20 protein-coding genes are annotated in these 17,868 nt (G+C 67.6%); 12 read left to right on the forward strand and 8 right to left on the reverse strand.

The features are described 5' to 3' along the window. Positions 1-25: 25 nt before the first annotated feature. Positions 26-2,041 carry a DNA topoisomerase IV subunit B gene (parE, locus tag OLX23_RS04875; protein WP_264443435.1) on the reverse strand — a complete coding sequence of 672 codons (2,016 nt, stop codon included), beginning with the start codon at positions 2,039-2,041 and terminating at the stop codon, positions 26-28. Between the two features lie 221 nt (positions 2,042-2,262). Then, positions 2,263-3,429: a penicillin-binding protein activator gene (locus OLX23_RS04880; protein WP_264443436.1), complete on the reverse strand. Its 1,167-nt coding sequence runs from the start codon at positions 3,427-3,429 to the stop codon at positions 2,263-2,265. Between the two features lie 39 nt (positions 3,430-3,468). On the opposite strand from OLX23_RS04880, the gene rsmI reads away from it, so the two are divergent. The 5 genes from rsmI to OLX23_RS04905 all read left to right on the forward strand — a co-directional run bounded on the left by rsmI (position 3,469) and on the right by OLX23_RS04905 (position 6,695). Continuing rightward, a complete protein-coding gene (gene rsmI / locus OLX23_RS04885) occupies positions 3,469-4,296 on the forward strand; it encodes a 16S rRNA (cytidine(1402)-2'-O)-methyltransferase (RefSeq protein WP_264443437.1) in 828 nt (275 codons plus the stop codon). Next, positions 4,293-4,643 (forward strand): YraN family protein, encoded by a 351-nt coding sequence (locus OLX23_RS04890; RefSeq protein ID WP_264443438.1) that lies wholly within the window; start codon positions 4,293-4,295, stop codon positions 4,641-4,643. The genes rsmI and OLX23_RS04890 overlap by 4 nt, the downstream gene beginning before the upstream one ends. Positions 4,644-4,673: 30 nt before the next feature. Then, positions 4,674-5,645, forward strand: coding sequence for a glutathione synthase (gene gshB, locus OLX23_RS04895; RefSeq protein WP_264443439.1), 972 nt, complete (start codon positions 4,674-4,676; stop codon positions 5,643-5,645). Between the two features lie 36 nt (positions 5,646-5,681). Further along, positions 5,682-6,281: a DedA family protein gene (locus tag OLX23_RS04900; RefSeq protein WP_264443440.1), complete on the forward strand. Its 600-nt coding sequence runs from the start codon at positions 5,682-5,684 to the stop codon at positions 6,279-6,281. Positions 6,282-6,344: 63 nt separating this feature from the next. Further along, a complete protein-coding gene (locus OLX23_RS04905; RefSeq protein WP_264443441.1) occupies positions 6,345-6,695 on the forward strand; it encodes a hypothetical protein in 351 nt (116 codons plus the stop codon). Here OLX23_RS04905 and OLX23_RS04910 read toward each other — a convergent pair. Further along, on the reverse strand, positions 6,692-7,594 hold the full coding sequence (locus OLX23_RS04910) for a tyrosine recombinase XerC (RefSeq protein ID WP_264443442.1): 903 nt from the start codon (positions 7,592-7,594) through the stop codon (positions 6,692-6,694). The genes OLX23_RS04905 and OLX23_RS04910 overlap by 4 nt on opposite strands. Continuing rightward, on the reverse strand, positions 7,591-8,742 hold the full coding sequence (gene hemW / locus OLX23_RS04915; protein WP_264443444.1) for a radical SAM family heme chaperone HemW: 1,152 nt from the start codon (positions 8,740-8,742) through the stop codon (positions 7,591-7,593). The genes OLX23_RS04910 and hemW overlap by 4 nt, the downstream gene beginning before the upstream one ends. A gap of 66 nt (positions 8,743-8,808) precedes the next feature. Here hemW and OLX23_RS04920 point away from each other — a divergent pair, with 66 nt between their 5' ends. Next, the gene (locus OLX23_RS04920) at positions 8,809-9,384 is read left to right on the forward strand and encodes a CAP domain-containing protein (protein WP_264443445.1); all 576 of its coding nucleotides are present in this window, start codon (positions 8,809-8,811) and stop codon (positions 9,382-9,384) included. Between the two features lie 171 nt (positions 9,385-9,555). On the opposite strand, the gene rdgB is transcribed toward OLX23_RS04920, so the two are convergent. Both rdgB and rph read right to left on the reverse strand, forming a co-directional pair. Beyond that, positions 9,556-10,185 (reverse strand): RdgB/HAM1 family non-canonical purine NTP pyrophosphatase, encoded by a 630-nt coding sequence (rdgB, locus tag OLX23_RS04925; RefSeq protein ID WP_264443446.1) that lies wholly within the window; start codon positions 10,183-10,185, stop codon positions 9,556-9,558. Beyond that, complete coding sequence (rph, locus tag OLX23_RS04930) at positions 10,182-10,898, reverse strand: ribonuclease PH (RefSeq protein WP_264443447.1); 717 nt, start codon at positions 10,896-10,898, stop codon at positions 10,182-10,184. Before rph ends, rdgB begins: the two co-directional genes overlap by 4 nt. 99 nt (positions 10,899-10,997) lie before the next feature. Between rph and OLX23_RS04935 the strand changes: the two genes are divergently transcribed. The 4 genes from OLX23_RS04935 to OLX23_RS04950 all read left to right on the forward strand — a co-directional run bounded on the left by OLX23_RS04935 (position 10,998) and on the right by OLX23_RS04950 (position 13,519). Continuing rightward, positions 10,998-11,501, forward strand: coding sequence for a hypothetical protein (locus OLX23_RS04935; RefSeq protein ID WP_264443449.1), 504 nt, complete (start codon positions 10,998-11,000; stop codon positions 11,499-11,501). 4 nt (positions 11,502-11,505) lie between these two features. Next, the gene (hrcA, locus tag OLX23_RS04940; protein WP_264443451.1) at positions 11,506-12,549 is read left to right on the forward strand and encodes a heat-inducible transcriptional repressor HrcA; all 1,044 of its coding nucleotides are present in this window, start codon (positions 11,506-11,508) and stop codon (positions 12,547-12,549) included. A gap of 15 nt (positions 12,550-12,564) precedes the next feature. Continuing rightward, complete coding sequence (locus OLX23_RS04945; protein ID WP_264443452.1) at positions 12,565-13,125, forward strand: nucleotide exchange factor GrpE; 561 nt, start codon at positions 12,565-12,567, stop codon at positions 13,123-13,125. Between the two features lie 136 nt (positions 13,126-13,261). Beyond that, on the forward strand, positions 13,262-13,519 hold the full coding sequence (locus OLX23_RS04950) for a YgdI/YgdR family lipoprotein (RefSeq protein ID WP_264443453.1): 258 nt from the start codon (positions 13,262-13,264) through the stop codon (positions 13,517-13,519). 31 nt (positions 13,520-13,550) lie between these two features. On the opposite strand, the gene OLX23_RS04955 is transcribed toward OLX23_RS04950, so the two are convergent. Both OLX23_RS04955 and OLX23_RS04960 read right to left on the reverse strand, forming a co-directional pair. Continuing rightward, complete coding sequence (locus OLX23_RS04955) at positions 13,551-13,979, reverse strand: vgr related protein (RefSeq protein ID WP_264443454.1); 429 nt, start codon at positions 13,977-13,979, stop codon at positions 13,551-13,553. A 59-nt stretch (positions 13,980-14,038) separates the two neighbouring features. After that, positions 14,039-14,536 (reverse strand): copper chaperone PCu(A)C, encoded by a 498-nt coding sequence (locus tag OLX23_RS04960; protein WP_264443455.1) that lies wholly within the window; start codon positions 14,534-14,536, stop codon positions 14,039-14,041. A gap of 212 nt (positions 14,537-14,748) precedes the next feature. Between OLX23_RS04960 and dnaK the strand changes: the two genes are divergently transcribed. After that, a complete protein-coding gene (gene dnaK, locus OLX23_RS04965) occupies positions 14,749-16,659 on the forward strand; it encodes a molecular chaperone DnaK (RefSeq protein ID WP_264443457.1) in 1,911 nt (636 codons plus the stop codon). Between the two features lie 72 nt (positions 16,660-16,731). Beyond that, entirely contained in the window at positions 16,732-17,859 is a 1,128-nt protein-coding gene (gene dnaJ, locus OLX23_RS04970) for a molecular chaperone DnaJ (protein ID WP_264443459.1), read from the forward strand. Positions 17,860-17,868 lie beyond the last annotated feature (9 nt).

Below are 17,868 nucleotides of genomic sequence, written 5' to 3' on the forward strand. Positions count from 1 at the left end.
CGGAATCTCCCTCTCGGCCGGAGCCTCAGGCGTCGATCAACTCGGGATCGATCTCGCTCGCGCGGTTCTGGATGAACTGGAAGCGGTGCTCGGGATTGCGGCCCATCAGGCGGTCGACGAGGTCCTTCACCTGTGCGCGGTCCTCGTATTCGGGGGGCAGGGTGATGCGGATCAGGCCGCGGCTCGCCGGGCTCATCGTCGTCTCGCGGAGCTGCTGCGGGTTCATCTCGCCGAGGCCCTTGAAGCGCGAGACTTCGACCTTCTTGCCCTTGAACAGCTTCGACGCCTCGAGCTCGGCGCGGTGCGCGTCGTCGCGGGCATAGGCCGAGGTCGAGCCCGCGGTCAGGCGATAGAGCGGCGGTTGCGCGAGATAGAGGTGCCCGCGGCGGACGACCTCGGGCATCTCCTGGAAGAAGAAGGTCATCAGCAGGGTGGCGATATGCGCTCCGTCGACGTCGGCGTCGGTCATGATGACGATGCGGTCGTAGCGCAGCAGGTCGGGGTTGCAGTCCTTGCGACTGCCGCAGCCGAGCGCGAGCAGCAGGTCGGCGATCTCGCTGTTGGCGCGGATCTTGTCGGCCGTGGCGCTGGCGACGTTGAGGATCTTGCCGCGGATCGGCAGGATCGCCTGGGTCTTGCGGTCGCGCGCCTGCTTGGCCGAGCCGCCGGCCGAGTCACCCTCGACGATGAACAGCTCGGTCTCGGCGTCGGTCTCGCCCGAGCAGTCGGTCAGCTTGCCCGGCAGGCGCAGCTTCTTGGCATTGGTCGCGGTCTTGCGCTTGACGTCGCGCTCCGCCTTGCGGCGCAGGCGCTCGTCCATGCGCTCCATGACGTGGCCGAGCAGTGCCTTGCCGCGATCGAGATTGTCCGAGAGGAAATGGTCGAAGTGATCGCGCACCGCGTTCTCGACCAGGCGCGCGGCCTCGGGCGAGGTCAGGCGGTCCTTGGTCTGGCTCTGGAACTGCGGGTCGCGGATGAAGACCGAGAGCATGATCTCGCTGCCCGTGACGACGTCCTCGGGGGCAATGTCCTTGGCCTTCTTCTGGCCGATCAGATCGCCGAAAGCGCGGATACCCTTGGTCAGAGCGGCGCGCAGGCCCTGTTCGTGGGTGCCGCCGTCGGGGGTCGGGATCGTGTTGCAGTACCAGGAATAGGAGCCGTCGGACCACAGCGGCCAGGCGATCGCCCATTCGACGCGGCCTTGTTCCTCGCCCTTGTCGTTCGGCGCAAAGTCCTGGCTGCCCGAGAAGAACTTGGCGGTCACGCATTCGCGCTCGCCGACCTGCTCGGTCAGGTGATCGGCGAGGCCGCCGGGGAACTGGAACACGGCTTCGGCCGGCACGTCGTCGCTGGCGAGCGAGGGCGCGCATTTCCAGCGGATCTCGACCCCGGCGAACAGATAGGCCTTCGAGCGGACGAGCTTGAACAGCCGCGCCGGCTTGAACTTCGCGTCCTCGCCGAAAATCTCGGGATCGGGGGTAAAGGCCACCGACGTGCCGCGGCGGTTGGGCGTGCCGCCCAGCTTCTGCAGCGGGCCGGTCGGCAGGCCGCGCGAAAATTCCTGCGCGAACAGCTCCTTGTTGCGCGCGACCTCGATCCGCGTGTTGACCGACAGCGCGTTGACCACCGAGACGCCGACGCCGTGGAGGCCGCCCGAGGTGGCATAGGCCTTGCCCGAGAACTTGCCGCCCGAGTGCAGGGTGGTGAGGATCACCTCGAGCGCCGACTTGCCCGGGAACTTGGGATGTTCGTCGACCGGGATGCCGCGGCCGTTGTCGATGATCGTCAGCCGTCCGGCCGCGCCCTCGGCTTCCTCGAGCACGAATTCGATGCGGTTGGCGTGGCCGGCGACGGCCTCGTCCATCGCGTTGTCGAGCACTTCGGCGGCGAGGTGGTGCAGCGCGCGTTCGTCGGTACCGCCGATGTACATGCCGGGGCGGCGGCGGACGGGCTCGAGCCCCTCGAGCACTTCGATCGCGGAGCCGTCGTAGGTCTCACCGCCGACGGCGGCGGGCAGCTTTTCGAACAGGTCGTCGGACATGCGAACGCCTATAGAACACGCGCGATTCCGGGCGCAAGACGGAGGCATAGGTTATCGTCAGCGTCTTGGCGCCCGATCCTCCCCTTCCGGGGGAGGGGGACCGCCCGCGCAGCGGGTGGTGGAGGGGATGCGGGCAAGCGAGAGGTTCGCGGCCGGCCGCGCTCCCCCTCCGTCAGCCCTGCGGGCTGCCACCTCCCCCGATGGGGGAGGACCTGGAATGCTTACTCCCCGAAGCGCGCCGGGGCGGGACTCACGGGCACGACACCGGCAGCCTGGACCTCGCGCACTTCGAGCGCGCGTTCGACCACGCCGCTGGGGCGGAAGCGGAAGGCGCCATCGAGGCCGATGAAGCCGCCGCTGTCGGTCAGGCGCGTCATCGGGAAGGGGCTGCCCGTCCGCCAGTCGCGCGCGATGCGCAGGGTCAGCAGCACGGCGTCGTAGCCGAGCGTGGCGATGCGATAAGGCGCGGCGCCGAACCGCGTCTTATAGCTGGCCGAGAACTGGCGGAAGCGCCCGTCGGATACCGACGCGAACCACGCCCCGCGCAGGGCCGGAGTTGTCGCGACCACGGTCTCGCCGCTCCACAGATCGGTGCCGAGCAGGCGCGGCGTCGCGGCGCTGGCAGTCTTGAGCTGGCCCGCCGCCTGGACGGCGAAGCGGCCGCCATCGGCGATCAGGACGGCATCGTAGCCCCCCTTGGTCTTGAGCCGGCGCGCGGCGCTGACCACCGAAGTGTTCGAGCGATCGTAGCTCTCGGTCGCGGCGACGGCACCGCCGGCGGCGCGAACCGAAGCGAACAGCGCGGCCGAGGCACGCTCGCCGTATTCGCCGCTGGGCACGAGCGCGGCGAAGCGGTTGACCCCGCGGCCTTTCGCGAATTCGACGGTGCGCGCGATCGAAGCGCTGGGCACGCTGCCCATGATGAAGACGTCGCGGCCCGCCGCGCCCTCGTCGTTGGAGAACGAGATCACGGGAATGCGCGCGGCGCGCGCGGTGGCGGCGACGGCGGGAATGTCGTCCGACAGCAGCGGACCGAGAATCAGCTTGTTGCCGTCGGCGACGGCCTGGGCGGTCACGCTCGCCACCCCGGCCGAGGTGTCGTAGGTGGTGATGCGCAGGTTCTGCGCATTGGTATCGAGTAGCGCCATCGTCGCGGCATTGGCGATCGACTGGCCGACGGCACCGTTCGGCCCGGCGAGCGGCACGAGCAGCGCGACGCGATGACGCGCCGAATCGGTCGGCAGGCTAGAGCTGGGTCCCTGCTCGGGCGGCGGCGGCGTATCGACGGGGCCTTTCGGTATGACCTTACAGCCCGCTAGCAGCACGGCTCCAAGCGCAGGCGCCGCCAGGGTGATGAACCGGCGCCGGTTCGTTGCGCTACTCAACATTGCTTGCCGCTCCCCGCTCGCATGCTCCATGAGGGCCCGATGGAACATCCGCTGTTGCCCGGTCTCTATATTGTCGCGACGCCGATTGGCAATCTCGGCGACGTAACGCTCCGGGGCACGGAGATACTCCGAGGCGTAGCTGCGATAGCCTGTGAGGATACGCGGGTGACCGGCAAGCTGCTGAATCACCTCGGTATCAAGAAGAAGATGATCCGCTACGACGATCACGCCAGCGAGGCCGATCGCGAGCGGCTGCTGGCGCTGCTGGCCGAAGAACCCGTCGCGCTGGTCAGTGATGCCGGCACGCCGCTGATCTCCGATCCCGGCTATCGCCTGGTGCGGACCGCGCGCGAGCGTGGCATCGCCGTGACCAGTCTGCCGGGGCCGAGCGCGGTGATCGTCGCGCTGACCCTGTCGGGCCTGCCCAGCGACCGCTTCCTCTTCGCCGGCTTCCTGCCGAACAAGGACAAGGCACGCCGCGACGTGCTGACCGAGTTGGCGGCGGTGCCCGCCACCCTGGCTTTCTACGACACCGCGCCGCGGCTCGAGGATTCGCTGCAGGCGATCGACGCGGTGCTGCCGGGCCGCGAAGTCGCGGTCGCGCGCGAGCTGACCAAGAAGTTCGAGGAATGCCGCAGTGGCAACCCTGCCGAGCTGATCGCGCACTATGCCGCGCATCCGCCCAAGGGCGAGATCGTGCTGCTGGTCGGCCCGCCCGTGCCGGTCTCGCCCGAAGAGATCGACGTCGACGCCCTGCTGCGCGCCGAGCTCGCGACCGAGAAGGCTTCGAAGGCCGCGGGCAACGTCGCCAAGGCCACGGGGCTCGATCGCAAGGCACTCTACGCCCGCGCGCTGGAGCTCAAATGAAGCGAGCAGAGGCGGAGCGCCGGGGCCGGCGGAGCGAAGTGCTCGCGGCCTGGTATCTCCGCCTCAAGGGCTGGCGGATCCTCGCGCGCCGCGTGAAGACGCCGCGCGGCGAAGTGGACTTGGTGGCGCGACGCGGCTGCGTGGTCGCCTTCGTCGAAGTCAAATGGCGCAGCACCGCCGTCGAACTCGACCGCGCGATAGATCACTACCGCCTGCGCCGCGTCGCCGCCGCGGCCGAGGCGATCGCCCCGCGCTACGTTCGCGGTGGCGACGACATGCGGATCGACGTGCTGCTCCTTGCGCCAGGCCGCTTCCCGCGCCACATCGTCAACGCCTGGATGGGCTAGCCCCTCCGAACCGTTAGAAAAGGATATTCGATGACCCTGCGCGTGGCGGTCCAGATGGACCCGCTGGAGACGATCAACATCGCCGGCGACTCGAGCTTCCACCTGATGCTGGCGGCGCAGGAACGCGGCTATCCGCTATGGCACTACGACGTGCGAACCCTGGCCTACGACACCGACGGCAACAGGCTGACCGCCTGGGCTGCGCCGGTGACGGTGCAACGCGTCGCCGGCGATCACTTCCAGCGCGGCGAATACCAGCTGATCGACCTGGCCGACGACATCGACGTCGTGCTGATGCGCCAGGATCCGCCGTTCGACCTCGGCTACATCACCGGCACCCACCTGCTCGAACGGCTCGCGGGCCGCACCCTGGTGGTCAACGATCCGGTTTCGGTGCGCAATGCGCCCGAGAAGGTCATGGTGCTCGATTTCGCCGAATTCATGCCGCCCACGCTCGTCGCGCGGCGGATCGAGGACGTGAAGATCTTCCACGCCAAGCATCCGGGCGATCTCGTGGTCAAGCCGCTCCACGGCAATGGCGGCAAGGCCGTGTTCCGCGTGCCCGCCGACGGCAGCAACCTCGGCGCGCTGACCGAGCTGTTCGGCACGGTCTGGCCCGAGCCGTTCATGGTCCAGCCGTTTCTCCCCGAAGTGTCCGAAGGCGACAAGCGCATCGTCCTGGTCGACGGCGTGGTCGCCGGCGCGATCAACCGCAAGCCGGGGCAGGGCGAGTTCCGCTCGAACCTCGCGGTCGGCGGCTATGCCGAGGCGACGACCCTGACCGCACGCGAGGAAGAGATCTGCGCCGCGCTCGGTCCCGTACTCAAGGAGAAGGGCCTGGTCTTCGTCGGCATCGACGTGATCGGCGGCAAGTACCTGACCGAGATCAACGTCACTTCGCCGACGGGCATCGTCGCGATCGACCGGTTCAACGGCTCGGACGTCGCCGGCATGATCTGGGACGCGATCGAGACACGCCACGCCGCAATGCTGCAGGGCTGATGCGAACCCACCCCGCCGCCGGACGTTGACCGTTACATGACCGAATGGATTCTCCGGCTGATCGAGCAGGGCGGCTATTGGGGCATCGCCTTCCTGATGTTCATCGAGAACGTGTTCCCGCCGATTCCGTCGGAGGTGATCATGGGGCTCGGCGGCATCGCCGTCGCGCGCGGATCGATGGAGTTCTGGCCGCTGCTGTTCATCGGCACGGTCGGTTCGACCCTGGGCAACTACGTCTGGTTCCTCGTCGGCGACAGGTTCGGCTACCGGCGGCTCCAGCCGCTGGTTGATCGCTGGGGCCGCTGGCTGACGCTCGAATGGGAAGACATCGAACGGGCTAGCCGGTTCTTCCGCAGCCACGGCCAGTGGGTCGTCTTCGCCATGCGCTTCTCGCCGTTCCTGCGCACGATGATCTCGCTGCCCGCAGGCCTCGCGCACATGAAGCACGGCAAGTTCCTGGCCTTCACCTTCGTCGGTGCGGCGGTGTGGAACGCCGGGCTGATCCAGGGCGGCCGCTGGCTCTCACGCTATCTCGCGGAGGCAGAGGTCTGGCTCAACGCGCTGATCATCGGTTCGGTGATCGTCGCTCTGGTCGCCTATGCCTGGCGCGTCGTCACCTGGAAGCCGCGCAGCTAGCCCGCCTTTACTTTCCCCGTCACTGCGATACATCGTGGATCATAACCACGGGAGGTATCGTCTATGCGGCTCTGGACCAGGCTCGGCGCGGTGGCGCTGGCTCTCTCGGCCTCTTCGGCCCAGGCCGAAGCCAACGGCGCCTGGCGGGTAAACGGCGCGATCGCCGGGCGGACCTTCGTGCTCGACTGTCAGTTCAACGGCAATGCCGGCACCTGCACCGATACCGACAGCAAGAAGACGCACCCGCTGGCCAGCCTTTCGGCGACTGGCGATCAGGTCGCCTGGAGCTTCAAGACCAAGGTCGCGATCATGAGCGTGACCTTGAGCTTCGCGGGCCGCGTTGCGGGCAATCGCATCACCGGAACCATGCGCGCTGCCGGGCGCAGCGGGACGTTCAACGCCGTTCGACGCTAGGCCTGCTCGCGCGGGTGCGCGTTGCGGTAGACGTCGAGTAGCACGGCCGCATCGACCTTGGTGTAGATCTGCGTCGAACCCAGGCTGGCATGCCCCAGCAGTTCCTGCAGCGAGCGCAGGTCGGCACCGGCGCCGAGCAGATGCGTCGCGAAGGAATGGCGCAAGGCGTGCGGTGTCGCGGTCGGCGGCAGACCGAGCGAGACGCGCGCGCGGGCCACGGCCTTCTGCACCATGCCCTGCGATAGCGGCCCGCCCTTGGCGCCGCGGAACAGCGGCTCGTCGCGCGGCGCGCCCCAGGGTGACTTGGCGACATAGTCGGCGACGCCGTCGCGCACGATCGGCAGGATCGGCACGACCCGCTGCTTGCCGCCCTTGCCGGTGACCTGGAGCACCTCGCCCAGCGGCAGCGCGCTGCCCTTGAGCGACAGCGCTTCGGCGATACGCAGGCCCGCACCATAGAGCAGCAGCAGCACGGCGCGATCACGCGCGCCGATCCAGGGCTCGGCGGCATCCTCGTCGACCGCGACCGCGAGGTTTACCGCCTCGTCGGGGGTGATGGGACGTGGCAGACCCTTCTTGATCCGCGGCCCGCGCATGCGCGGCAGACTGGCATCGATCTCGCCGGCCTGGCTGCGCGCAAAAGCGAGGAAGCCCTTGAGCGCCGAAAGCTCGCGCGCGGCCGAGACGTTGGATAGGCCGTCGGCGCGCCGCGAAGCCAGCTGTTCGCGCAGCACCGCGGTATCGAACCGCGCGAGCGTGGGCCAATCGGTCACCGGGTGTTCGTCGAGCAGCCGTGCCGCCGTCGCGACATAGGCGCGCACCGTATGCGGCGAACGCCGGCGGCCCTGTGCGAGGTGTGTACCCCAGGCCTCTAGGATGTCGGCATGGGTCAGATTCATGCCTCGACCAGGTCCGCAGGGACCAGTTCACCGAGCAGTGCATCGAGTAGCGGCATGCCCTGCGGCGTCACGCCCACGCGCGTCCCCTCGCGCCAGGCGAGACCCTGGCCGGTGTAGAAGTCGAGCTTGGCGGGATCGCAGAGCTGATCCTCGCGCAGCTCGAACCGCCGAGCCTTGGCCGCGAGATCGACGCCCTCGGCCAGCCGCAGCCCCATCAGCATGGCTTCGCTCGCCTGCTCGTGCACGCCGAGTTCGCGCGCCTCGGCGATCCCGTCGCTCTGACGCTCGATCGCGGCGAGCCAGTTCTCGGGCTTCTTGTGGCGCACCGTCGCGCGATTCGCACGCCGCCCATGGGCGCCGGGGCCGATCCCGCAATAGTCCTCGTAGCGCCAATAGGTGAGATTGTGCCGGCTCTCCTCGCCGGGGCGGGCGTGGTTGCTGATCTCGTAAGCGGGCAGGCCGGCCGCTTCGGTCATGGCGCGGGTCAATTCGAACAGGTCTGCCGCGGCATCGTCGTCGAGCGGATCGAACTTGCCCTCGCGCACCAGGGTCGCGAAGCGCGTGCCCGGCTCGATCGTCAGCTGGTAGAGCGAGAGATGGCCGGTGCCGAACGACAGTGCACGCGCCAGCTCGGCCTGCCACATGTCGGGCGACTGTCCGGGCCGCGCATAGATCAGATCGAAGCTGACGCGATCGAAATGCTTCTGCGCAACGTCGAGCGCGGCGAGACCTTCCCTGGCATCGTGCAACCGGCCGAGAAACCGCAGGGTCTCGTCGTCGAGCGCCTGCAGCCCGAGCGATACGCGATTGATCCCGACCTGCGCGAGAGTCGCATAGTTCGCCGCTTCGACCGAAGAGGGATTGCCCTCCAGCGTGATCTCTATCCCCTCGGCAAAGCCCCAGAGCCGCTCGGCCTCGGCGAGCAGCCGCTCGACCAGCGCAGGCGGCATCAGCGATGGCGTGCCGCCGCCGAAGAAGATCGAAGCGAGCCTTTCACCACTAGCGATCTCGGCCTCGCGCGCCATGTCGGCGAGCAGCCCGCGCTCCCACAGGGCCACGTCGACCCGGTCGCGGACATGGCTGTTGAAATCGCAATAAGGACACTTCGCCAAGCAGAAGGGCCAGTGGATGTAGAGCGCGCGCGCCATGGGGTTAAAACTCGTTAAACCTCGAACTTGAACCGGGCTTTACCCCGCTTCGCCAAAATCAGCGGCATGAAACGCCTGCTCAATGCCCTGGTCCTCGCCGCCGCCGGTGCCGCGCTGACCGCCACTCTCGTACCATCAACCGTCTCCGCTGGCGAAGCCGCAGATTACGCGCCGCGCTATGCGGGCTACGCCTCGCGCTACTCCGCCGCTCCGGCGACCGATTTCGCCGCGCGCGTACTGAACACCCACAATGGCGAGCGCGCGCGCATGGGCCTGCGACCGCTGCGCTGGAACGCGCGCCTCTCGGCCCAGGCGCAGCAATGGGCCTCTTCGCTCGCGCGCCGCGGCGCCTTCGAGCATTCGAACGGCGACGATGGCGAGAACCTGTGGATGGGCACGGCCAACGGCTACAGCCCCGAGCAGATGGTCGGCTCGTTCCTCTCCGAACGCCGCGCCTTCCGCCCCGGCCGCTTCCCTAACGTCTCGCGCACGGGCAACTGGGCCGACGTCGGCCACTATACCCAGATCATCTGGCCCGAAACGCAGGAAGTCGGCTGCGCCGTCGTCCGCGGCGGGCGGGATGAGGTCATGGTCTGCCGCTACTGGCCGGCGGGGAATGTCTATGGGCAGAGCGTGGGGTGAGGTCCGGGTAGCCTCTCTTCCCCCACACCCCGTCATCCCCGCGAAAGCGGGGATCCACCACCAGAGGTTGCGTTCCGCACTGCGGCCGTGTTTGCTGCTACGGTAGGAGATGGATCCCCGCTTTCGCGGGGATGACGTTAAGGAGTGCGGTTGCAGGTAACTACCTGTCTCTCAGCCGCCGAACTGCGCCGCCACCAGCTTGGCGAAAGCATCCGCCCGGTGGCTGATCTTGTGCTTTTCCTCGGGATCGAGCTCGGCGAAGCTGCGCGTGTCGCCCTGGGGCACGAAGACCGGATCGTAGCCGAAGCCCATGGTCCCGCGCGGCGGCCACGAATAGGTGCCGTCGACGCGGCCCTGGTAGACCGCGGTCTCGCCATCGGGCCAGGCGATCGCGAGCACGCAGGAAAACCAGCACGAGCGGTCGACCTCAGAGCCCTGTTCGCAAAGCAGACCTTCGACCTTGCCCATCGCCATGTACCAGTCGCGGCCGGGCTCGCCTTCGAAGCTCTGCCGCTCGGCCCAGTCGGCGGTGTAGACGCCGGGCCGTCCGCCCAGAGCCGCCACGCTCATGCCGCTATCGTCAGCGAGGGCGGGCAGCCCCGAAGCCTGCGCCGCAGCGCGCGCCTTGATCAGTGCGTTTTCGACAAAGGTCGTGCCGTCCTCGACCGGCTCGGCCAGCCCGAGCGCGCCCGCCGATACGCACTGCACGCCATGCGGGGCGAGCAGCGCGGAGATCTCCTTGAGCTTCCCCGCATTGTGCGTGGCGATGACGAGCGTCTCGGAGCCGAGCCGACGGGTCACTTGGCGACGGCCTCCGCCTGAGCCGCCATGATGCGGTCGCAGCCGATGCGCGCGAGGCGCAGCAGGCGCAGCAGGCTTTCCTCGTCGTAGGTCGCGCCTTCCGCCGTTGCCTGGACCTCTGCGATGTGGCCGCCCTCGATCAGCACGAAGTTGGCGTCGGCATCGGCCGAGCTGTCCTCGACGTAGTCGAGGTCGAGCACGGGCACGCCCTCGCAGATACCGCAGGAGACCGCGGCGACCTTGCGGGTCAGCGGGTCTTCCTTGACGAGGCCGGCGGCCATCAGCTTGTCGATCGCGATGCGCAGCGCCACCCAGGCGCCCGAGATCGCCGCGGTGCGCGTGCCGCCGTCAGCCTGGATCACGTCGCAGTCGAGCACGACCTGGCGCTCGCCGAGCTTCTTGAAGTCGACCACCGAGCGCAGCGCGCGGCCGATCAGGCGCTGGATTTCCTGCGTGCGACCCGACTGCTTACCCTTGGCCGCCTCGCGGCTGCCGCGGGTGTGGGTGGCGCGAGGCAGCATCGAATATTCGGCCGTGACCCATCCTTCGCCCTTGCCGCGCATGAAGGGCGGCACCTTCTCTTCGACCGAGGCGGTGACGAGCACACGGGTGTTGCCGAACGAGACCAGCACCGAACCCTCGGCGTGAATCGTGAAGTTGGTCTCGAAAGACAGGGCGCGCATTTCGTCAGGCGCGCGGCCGGAGGGTCGCATGGGAATCCTTTCACTTGAGTTGGCGGCGCCCTATCCCCTAGCCATGACAGTGGCAATCCGTGGAGAAGACCGTTGCATGCACGCCTGCTGTCGTTGCTGATGATCCTGCCGCTGTCCGCCTGCGCGGCCAGCGCGGCGGCACCGACGAATCCCGCCGCGCCGGCAAGTGCCGCCGTGCTGGCCGGGCCGGTCAGCTACGAGGTGCGCAGCTGGGGCCGTCTGCTAGTGCGCTGGCAGGTCAATCCCGACGGTAGCGGCGAGATCTGGCGCGGCGCCCGCCAACAGAAGGATGCCGGCGCAATCAGCAAGTACCGGCTGCGGCTGGAGGGCGACGCCCTGCGCACCTTCACACGGAACGTCGAGGATGCGCGCCTGGCCACCCGCGAGGGTATTGCTTGCAAGAAGGAAATCTTCGACCTGCCTTACGGCTCGATCACCTGGGATTTCCCAGGAGCCAGGCAGACCTATGCTTTCGACGCGGGCTGCCGCTCGGAAGCGGGCGACGCCGCGCAGGAATTGCTCACCTTGGCGAACGACAACGTCGAGAATTTGGCGAAGATCGAGGCGACGCCCTACATGGTGGATCCTGCAGGACCGCGTTGAGACCATGCCCACGCTCCCGATCTCCGAACTGACCGACCGCGCCCGCGAGATCTTTCGCCTGGCGGTCGAAGGCTATCTGTCCTCGGGAATGCCCGTGGGATCGAAGACCCTGGCCGGAGCCGGCGGGCTCAATCTCTCGCCGGCATCGATACGCTCGGTCCTGGCCGATCTCGAACAACTCGGCCTGCTCGCCGCGCCGCATACCAGCGCGGGGCGCATGCCCACCGAGGTTGGACTGCGCCTCTTCGTCGACGGCATGATGCAGGCGGCCGAGCCCACCGCCGACGAACGCGCGGCGATCGAGCGGCGGATGAAAGAGCCTGGCCCGATCGAGCACGCGCTCGCCGCGACCAGCGCGGTGCTGTCCGACCTGTCGGCCTGCGCCGGCGTCGTCATGGTGCCGCGGCGTGAACCGCAACTCGCGCAGTTCAGCCTCGTTCCGCTCGGCGCCGATCGTGCGCTGGCCGTGCTCGTGGGCGAGGATGGTGGAATCGAAAACCGCGTCGTGCCGCTGCCGGCACCCGTACCGCCCGGCGCGCTCGAGCAGGTGTCGAACTACGTCACCGCGCGGCTCGGCGGACGGACGCTGGCCCAGGCCGCGCAGGCGATGCGCGCGGAGATCGCGTCGGGCCGCTCGGCACTCGACGCCGCGAGCCGCGACCTCGTCGAACGTGGGCTCGCGGTATGGAGCGAGGATGCTGCACGTCGCCCGGTGCTGATCGTCCGCGGCCAAGCCAACCTGCTCGACGAGGCCATGCTCAGCGACCTCGAAAGGGTACGCCTGCTGCTCGACGATCTCGAGAACAAGCAGTCGGTCGCCGAGATGCTCGACCTTGCGCGCGAGGCCGATTCGACGCGAATCTTCATCGGTTCGGAGAACCGGCTCTTCGCGCTTTCGGGGTCCTCGGTGATCGCATCGCCCTATCGCGACCGCGATGGACGGGTCATCGGCGTGGTGGGGGTTATCGGACCCACGCGGTTGAATTATGCGCGCGTGGTCCCCATGGTGGACTTCACCGCCCAGAGCCTGGGCAAGCTTATCGGATAGCGGAACTACAGTATAATGAACGAAGACAAGACGCAGCAGGACGATGCGGCGGTGGCCGAGGAATTGAAGGGCGTGCCCGAGGAACTGCTTGGCGGCGCCTCGCTCGGCGGCGAACTCAAGGATTTGCAGGACCAGCTCGAAGCGCAGAAGCAGGAAGTGCTCTATGCGCGCGCCGAGACGCAGAACGTGCGCCGCCGGCTCGAGAAGGACATCGCCGACACCCGCGCCTATGCCGCGACCGGCTTCGCGCGCGACATCCTGTCGGTCGCCGACAACCTGTCGCGCGCGCTCGAGTCGGTTCCGGCCGACCTGCGCGAGGACGACAAGCTCAAGGGCCTCGTCGCGGGCATCGAGGCCACTGCGCGCGAGATCGACAAGGTCTTCGGCCTGCACGGCATCAGCCGCATCGCCGCCAAGGGCCTGCCGCTCGATCCCAACCAGCACCAGGCCATGCTCGAAGTGCCCTCCGCCGACGCCGAACCCGGCACCGTCGTGCAGGAACTGCAGGCCGGCTACATGATCAAGGACCGCCTCCTGCGCCCGGCGATGGTCGCCGTGGCGAAGAAGCCTGATTGAGCCACGCGGGGCAGGGCCCGGCCGGCGAAACGTCGGCTGGGCCGCCCGTCGCCAGCGGCTAAGTACAAAACGTTACGGAACTCGCGGATAAATCAGCCGTTTGCCTCGTACAGCGTTAGGCAATCGGAGACTTATCATGCGTTCCCTCATCCTTCCCGTCATGGCCGCCGGCGCGCTTGCGCTCGGTGGCTGTGCTTCGAACTATGCCGGTGAAGGCGCCCTCGCGGGCGGCGCGCTCGGCGCTGGTGTCGGTGCGCTGGCGGGTGACGTCGGCGCGGGCGCTGCAATCGGTGCTGCCGCTGGTGCGGTGGCCGGCTCTACCGCCTCGAAGAACGACCGCGGCTGCTATCGCCGTGACCGCAATGGCGACCGCTACTGGGATCGCCGTTGCTGATGCGCTCCGGTGCGGGCGCGATGTGACGGCATCAGCCCGCGCCGGGGAAATCCACAAGAGCATCGTAGATGGCCGGGTCCGAAACCCCGGCCATTTTCACGCCGCGGCGCAGCAGGAAGGCATGGCGGACGATCTCCGCCTGTTGCTCGATGCCGTAGCGCGTCAGCGGCCAGCCCGGTTTGAGGCTGTAATCGTAGCGGCACAACGGATGGCGCGCGAGCGGTAGGTAGAGCCTGCCGTGCCGCTGCGATTGCCAGACGTGCGTCATCTCGTGGATGAACAGGCCCTGCCGATCGAGCCCGGCCTGGGCGAAGTCGTCACAGTAGAACGGCGAAGCCGGCGGGAAATGGATGTGGCCGCAAGGCGCCATCGTCACGGTGCGCGGTTGCAGCGGATGCCAGCGCCGGCGCCGGATTCGCACCGGATCGCAATCGACCGCCGTGCCGAAGATCGAACGCACCAGCGCGCGTTCACCCGCGGTCAGGCTACGCTCGCCGCCGACAGGGCAGGCGGCTGCGCTCAGTTGCCGTGGCCTTCCATATCCATCGCACCCGACATGCTCTCGACCTTGAGCGGTACCGAAACCTTGTCGCCGCCGGCGAAGGTCAGGGTCATCTCGGCGGTGCCGCCGGCCTTCACCGTCTCGGCGAGGTCGAACACCATCACATGCTTGCCACCGCGCTCGAACCTTACCGATTCGCCCGGCTTGAGTTCGATCATGCCGAGTGGCGCCATCGTGCCACCCTTGGTCTCGTGCATCTCGGCCTTGGCGGCACCGTCGATGGTCACGGCCGCGAGCGTGACCGCGGCGGCGCTGCCGTTGGTCACCGCAAAATAGGCCGCACCCGGGCGCCCTTTCACCACCGGCAGCGACAGCATGCCATCCGCAACCGTGATGCCCGGCTTGGCATCGGGCATCGCCGCCGCGTCGCTCGGCTGCGCCGCGGGCTTGTTCGCCTCACCGCATGCGCTCAACGCGAGCAGCGCCAACGGGGCGAGAAAAAGCGGCGATTTCATCGGCGGAATCCTTTCGGGCGAGACAGAACGGGGCCGCCGCCTCGCTAATGCCGCAACGCTCTTGTGCCAATAAAAACCGCTCCTATATCGCGCAGCAACGATGGCGGTTCCCGCGTCCCGGCGTGGAACCTTTGTCGAGAGCCGCCGAGCCGCTTCGCCTTCGGGGATGCGCACCGCGCGGTGTCACACACGATGCGAGGAATGGGGTAAGAATGGCTAAAGTAATCGGTATCGACCTTGGCACCACCAACAGCTGCGTGTCCGTGATGGACGGCGGCAAGCCCAAGGTCATTGAAAACGCGGAAGGCGCGCGCACCACGCCTTCGATCGTCGCCTTCACCAAGGACGGCGAACGCCTGATCGGTCAGCCGGCCAAGCGCCAGGCCGTGACCAACGGCGACAACACGATTTTCGCGGTGAAGCGCCTGATCGGCCGCCGCTTCGACGATCCGGTGACCAAGAAGGACACTGAGCTCGTCCCCTATACGATCGTCAAGGGCAAGAACGGCGACGCTTGGGTCAACGCCGGCGGCGAAGACTATTCGCCGTCGCAGATCTCGGCCTTCATCCTGCAGAAGATGAAGGAAACCGCCGAATCGTATCTCGGCGAGACGGTCACCCAGGCGGTCATCACCGTGCCGGCCTACTTCAACGACGCGCAGCGCCAGGCGACCAAGGACGCCGGCCAGATCGCGGGCCTCGAAGTGCTGCGCATCATCAACGAGCCGACCGCGGCCGCTCTGGCCTATGGCCTCGAGAAGAACGACGGCAAGACCATCGCGGTCTATGACCTTGGCGGCGGCACCTTCGACGTCTCGATCCTCGAGATCGGCGACGGCGTGTTCGAGGTGAAGTCGACGAACGGCGACACCTTCCTGGGCGGCGAGGACTTCGACTCGAAGCTGGTCGAATGGCTGGCGGACAAGTTCAAGGCCAAGGAGAACATGGATCTCCGCACCGACAAGCTTGCCCTGCAGCGCCTGAAGGAAGCCGCGGAAAAGGCCAAGATCGAGCTGTCGAGCACGGCTTCGACCGAGATCAATCTGCCCTTCATCACCGCACGCATGGAAGGCGGCGCCACCACGCCGCTGCACCTGGTCGAAACGATCACGCGTTCGGACCTCGAGAAGATGGTCGCCGACCTGATCGAGCGCACCAAGGAGCCGATGCGCAAGGCGCTGGCCGACGCCGGCCTGAAGACCGGTGACATCGACGAGGTCGTCCTCGTCGGCGGCATGACGCGCATGCCCAAGGTCCGCGAAGTCGTGAAGGAGTTCTTCGGCAAGGAACCCCACACCGGCGTGAACCCCGACGAAGTCGTCGCCATGGGCGCGGCGATCCAGGCGGGCGTGCTCCAGGGCGACGTCAAGGACGTTCTGCTGCTCGACGTGACCCCGCTGTCGCTGGGCATCGAGACGCTGGGCGGCATCATGACCAAGATGATCGACCGCAACACGACGATCCCGACCAAGAAGAGCCAGGTCTACTCGACCGCCGAGGACAACCAGCAGGCGGTGACGATCCGCGTGTTCCAGGGCGAGCGCGAGATGGCGCAGGACAACAAGATCCTGGGCCAGTTCGACCTCGTCGGCATCCCGCCGGCGCGTCGCGGCGTGCCGCAGATCGAGGTCACCTTCGACATCGACGCCAACGGCATCGTCAACGTCAGCGCCAAGGACAAGGGCACCGGCAAGGAGCAGCAGATCCGCATCCAGGCCTCGGGCGGCCTTTCGGACAGCGACATCGACCAGATGGTTCGTGACGCCGAGAAGTTCGCCGAAGAGGACAAGAAGCGGCGCGAGGCGGCCGAGGCGCGCAACAACGCCGACAGCCTTGTCCACGCGACCGAACAGCAGATCGCTGAACACGGCGACAAGATCGACGCCGGTCTCAAGGGCGAAGTCGAAGCCGCGATCGCCGCGACCAAGACTGCGCTCGAAGGCAACGATGCCGCCGAGATGACCGCCAAGGCTCAGGCTCTGACCGAAGTGGCCATGAAGATGGGTCAGGCGATCTACGAGAAGGACCAGGCTGCTGGCGCTTCTCCGGGTGCCGACGCCCCCGCGGGTGACGACGATGTGGTGGACGCCGAGTTCTCGGAAGTCGACGACAACAAGGCTTGATGGTAACGAACTAGCGAATTTCCGTCGCTTTCGCTTCGGCGGAAGCGGCGGGAATTTGATCGGGGTCGGGTAATGGCGTCAGCCGAGATTGATTTTTACGAGCTGCTCGAAGTCGAGCGGACCGCGGACGACGCGACTATCAAGTCGTCCTATCGCAAGCTTGCGATGAAGTGGCACCCGGACAAGAACCCCGGCTGTGCCGATTCCGAAGCGCGCTTCAAGGCGATCAGCCAGGCCTATGACTGCCTGAAGGATCCGCAAAAGCGCGCAGCCTATGATCGCTATGGCCACGAGGCCTTCCAGAACGGTGGCGGCGGAGCTGGCGCCGGTCAGGGCTTCGGCGGCGATTTCGGCGACATCTTCGAGTCTATTTTCGGCAGCGCCTTCGGTGGCGGCGGACGCCAGCAGGCGCGCCGCGGTGCCGATCTGCGTTACGACATGGAAATCAGCCTCGACGAGGCGTTCCACGGCAAGTCCGCGCAGATCGAAATCGAGGTCTCGCAGGTTTGCGAACCCTGCGACGGCCAGGGCGCCGAGCCGGGCACCGGCACGCGTCGCTGCACGCTGTGCGGCGGCCATGGCAAGGTCCGCTCGCAGCAAGGCTTCTTCATGGTCGAGCGCACCTGCCCGACCTGCCACGGCCGCGGCGAGGTGATCGAGAAGCCCTGCCGTTCGTGCGGTGGCGAGGGCCGCGTCGACAAGCCGCAGACGCTCGAAGTCAACGTGCCGCCGGGCGTAGATTCGGGGACGCGCATCCGCGTCGCCGGCAAGGGCGAGGCGGGGCCGTTCGGCGCACCTCCGGGCGACCTCTACATCTTCCTGCACGTCAAGCGTCACAAGGTGTTCGAGCGCGAAGGCACGAACCTGATCACGCGCGTGCCGATCACCTTCACCACCGCCGCGCTCGGTGGCGAGATCGAGATTCCCGGGCTCGACGGCGAGCGCCATCAGATCGCCATTCCCGCGGGCATCCAGTCGGGCAAGCAGCTGCGCAAGCGCGGCGTCGGCATGCCCGTCCTCCAGGGCCGCGGTCGCGGCGACCTCGTGGTCGAGATCTCGGTCGAAACGCCGACCAAGCTTTCGGCGCGTCAGAAGGAACTGCTGCGCGAACTGCAGGCCACCGAGACCGGCGACGAGTGCCCAGGTTCGAAGGGCTTTTTCGACCGGATCAAGGAAGCCTGGAACGACCTGACCGACTAACCCCGAAAG

The organism is Novosphingobium sp. JCM 18896 (genome assembly GCF_025938095.1).
Taxonomy (GTDB): domain Bacteria; phylum Pseudomonadota; class Alphaproteobacteria; order Sphingomonadales; family Sphingomonadaceae; genus Novosphingobium.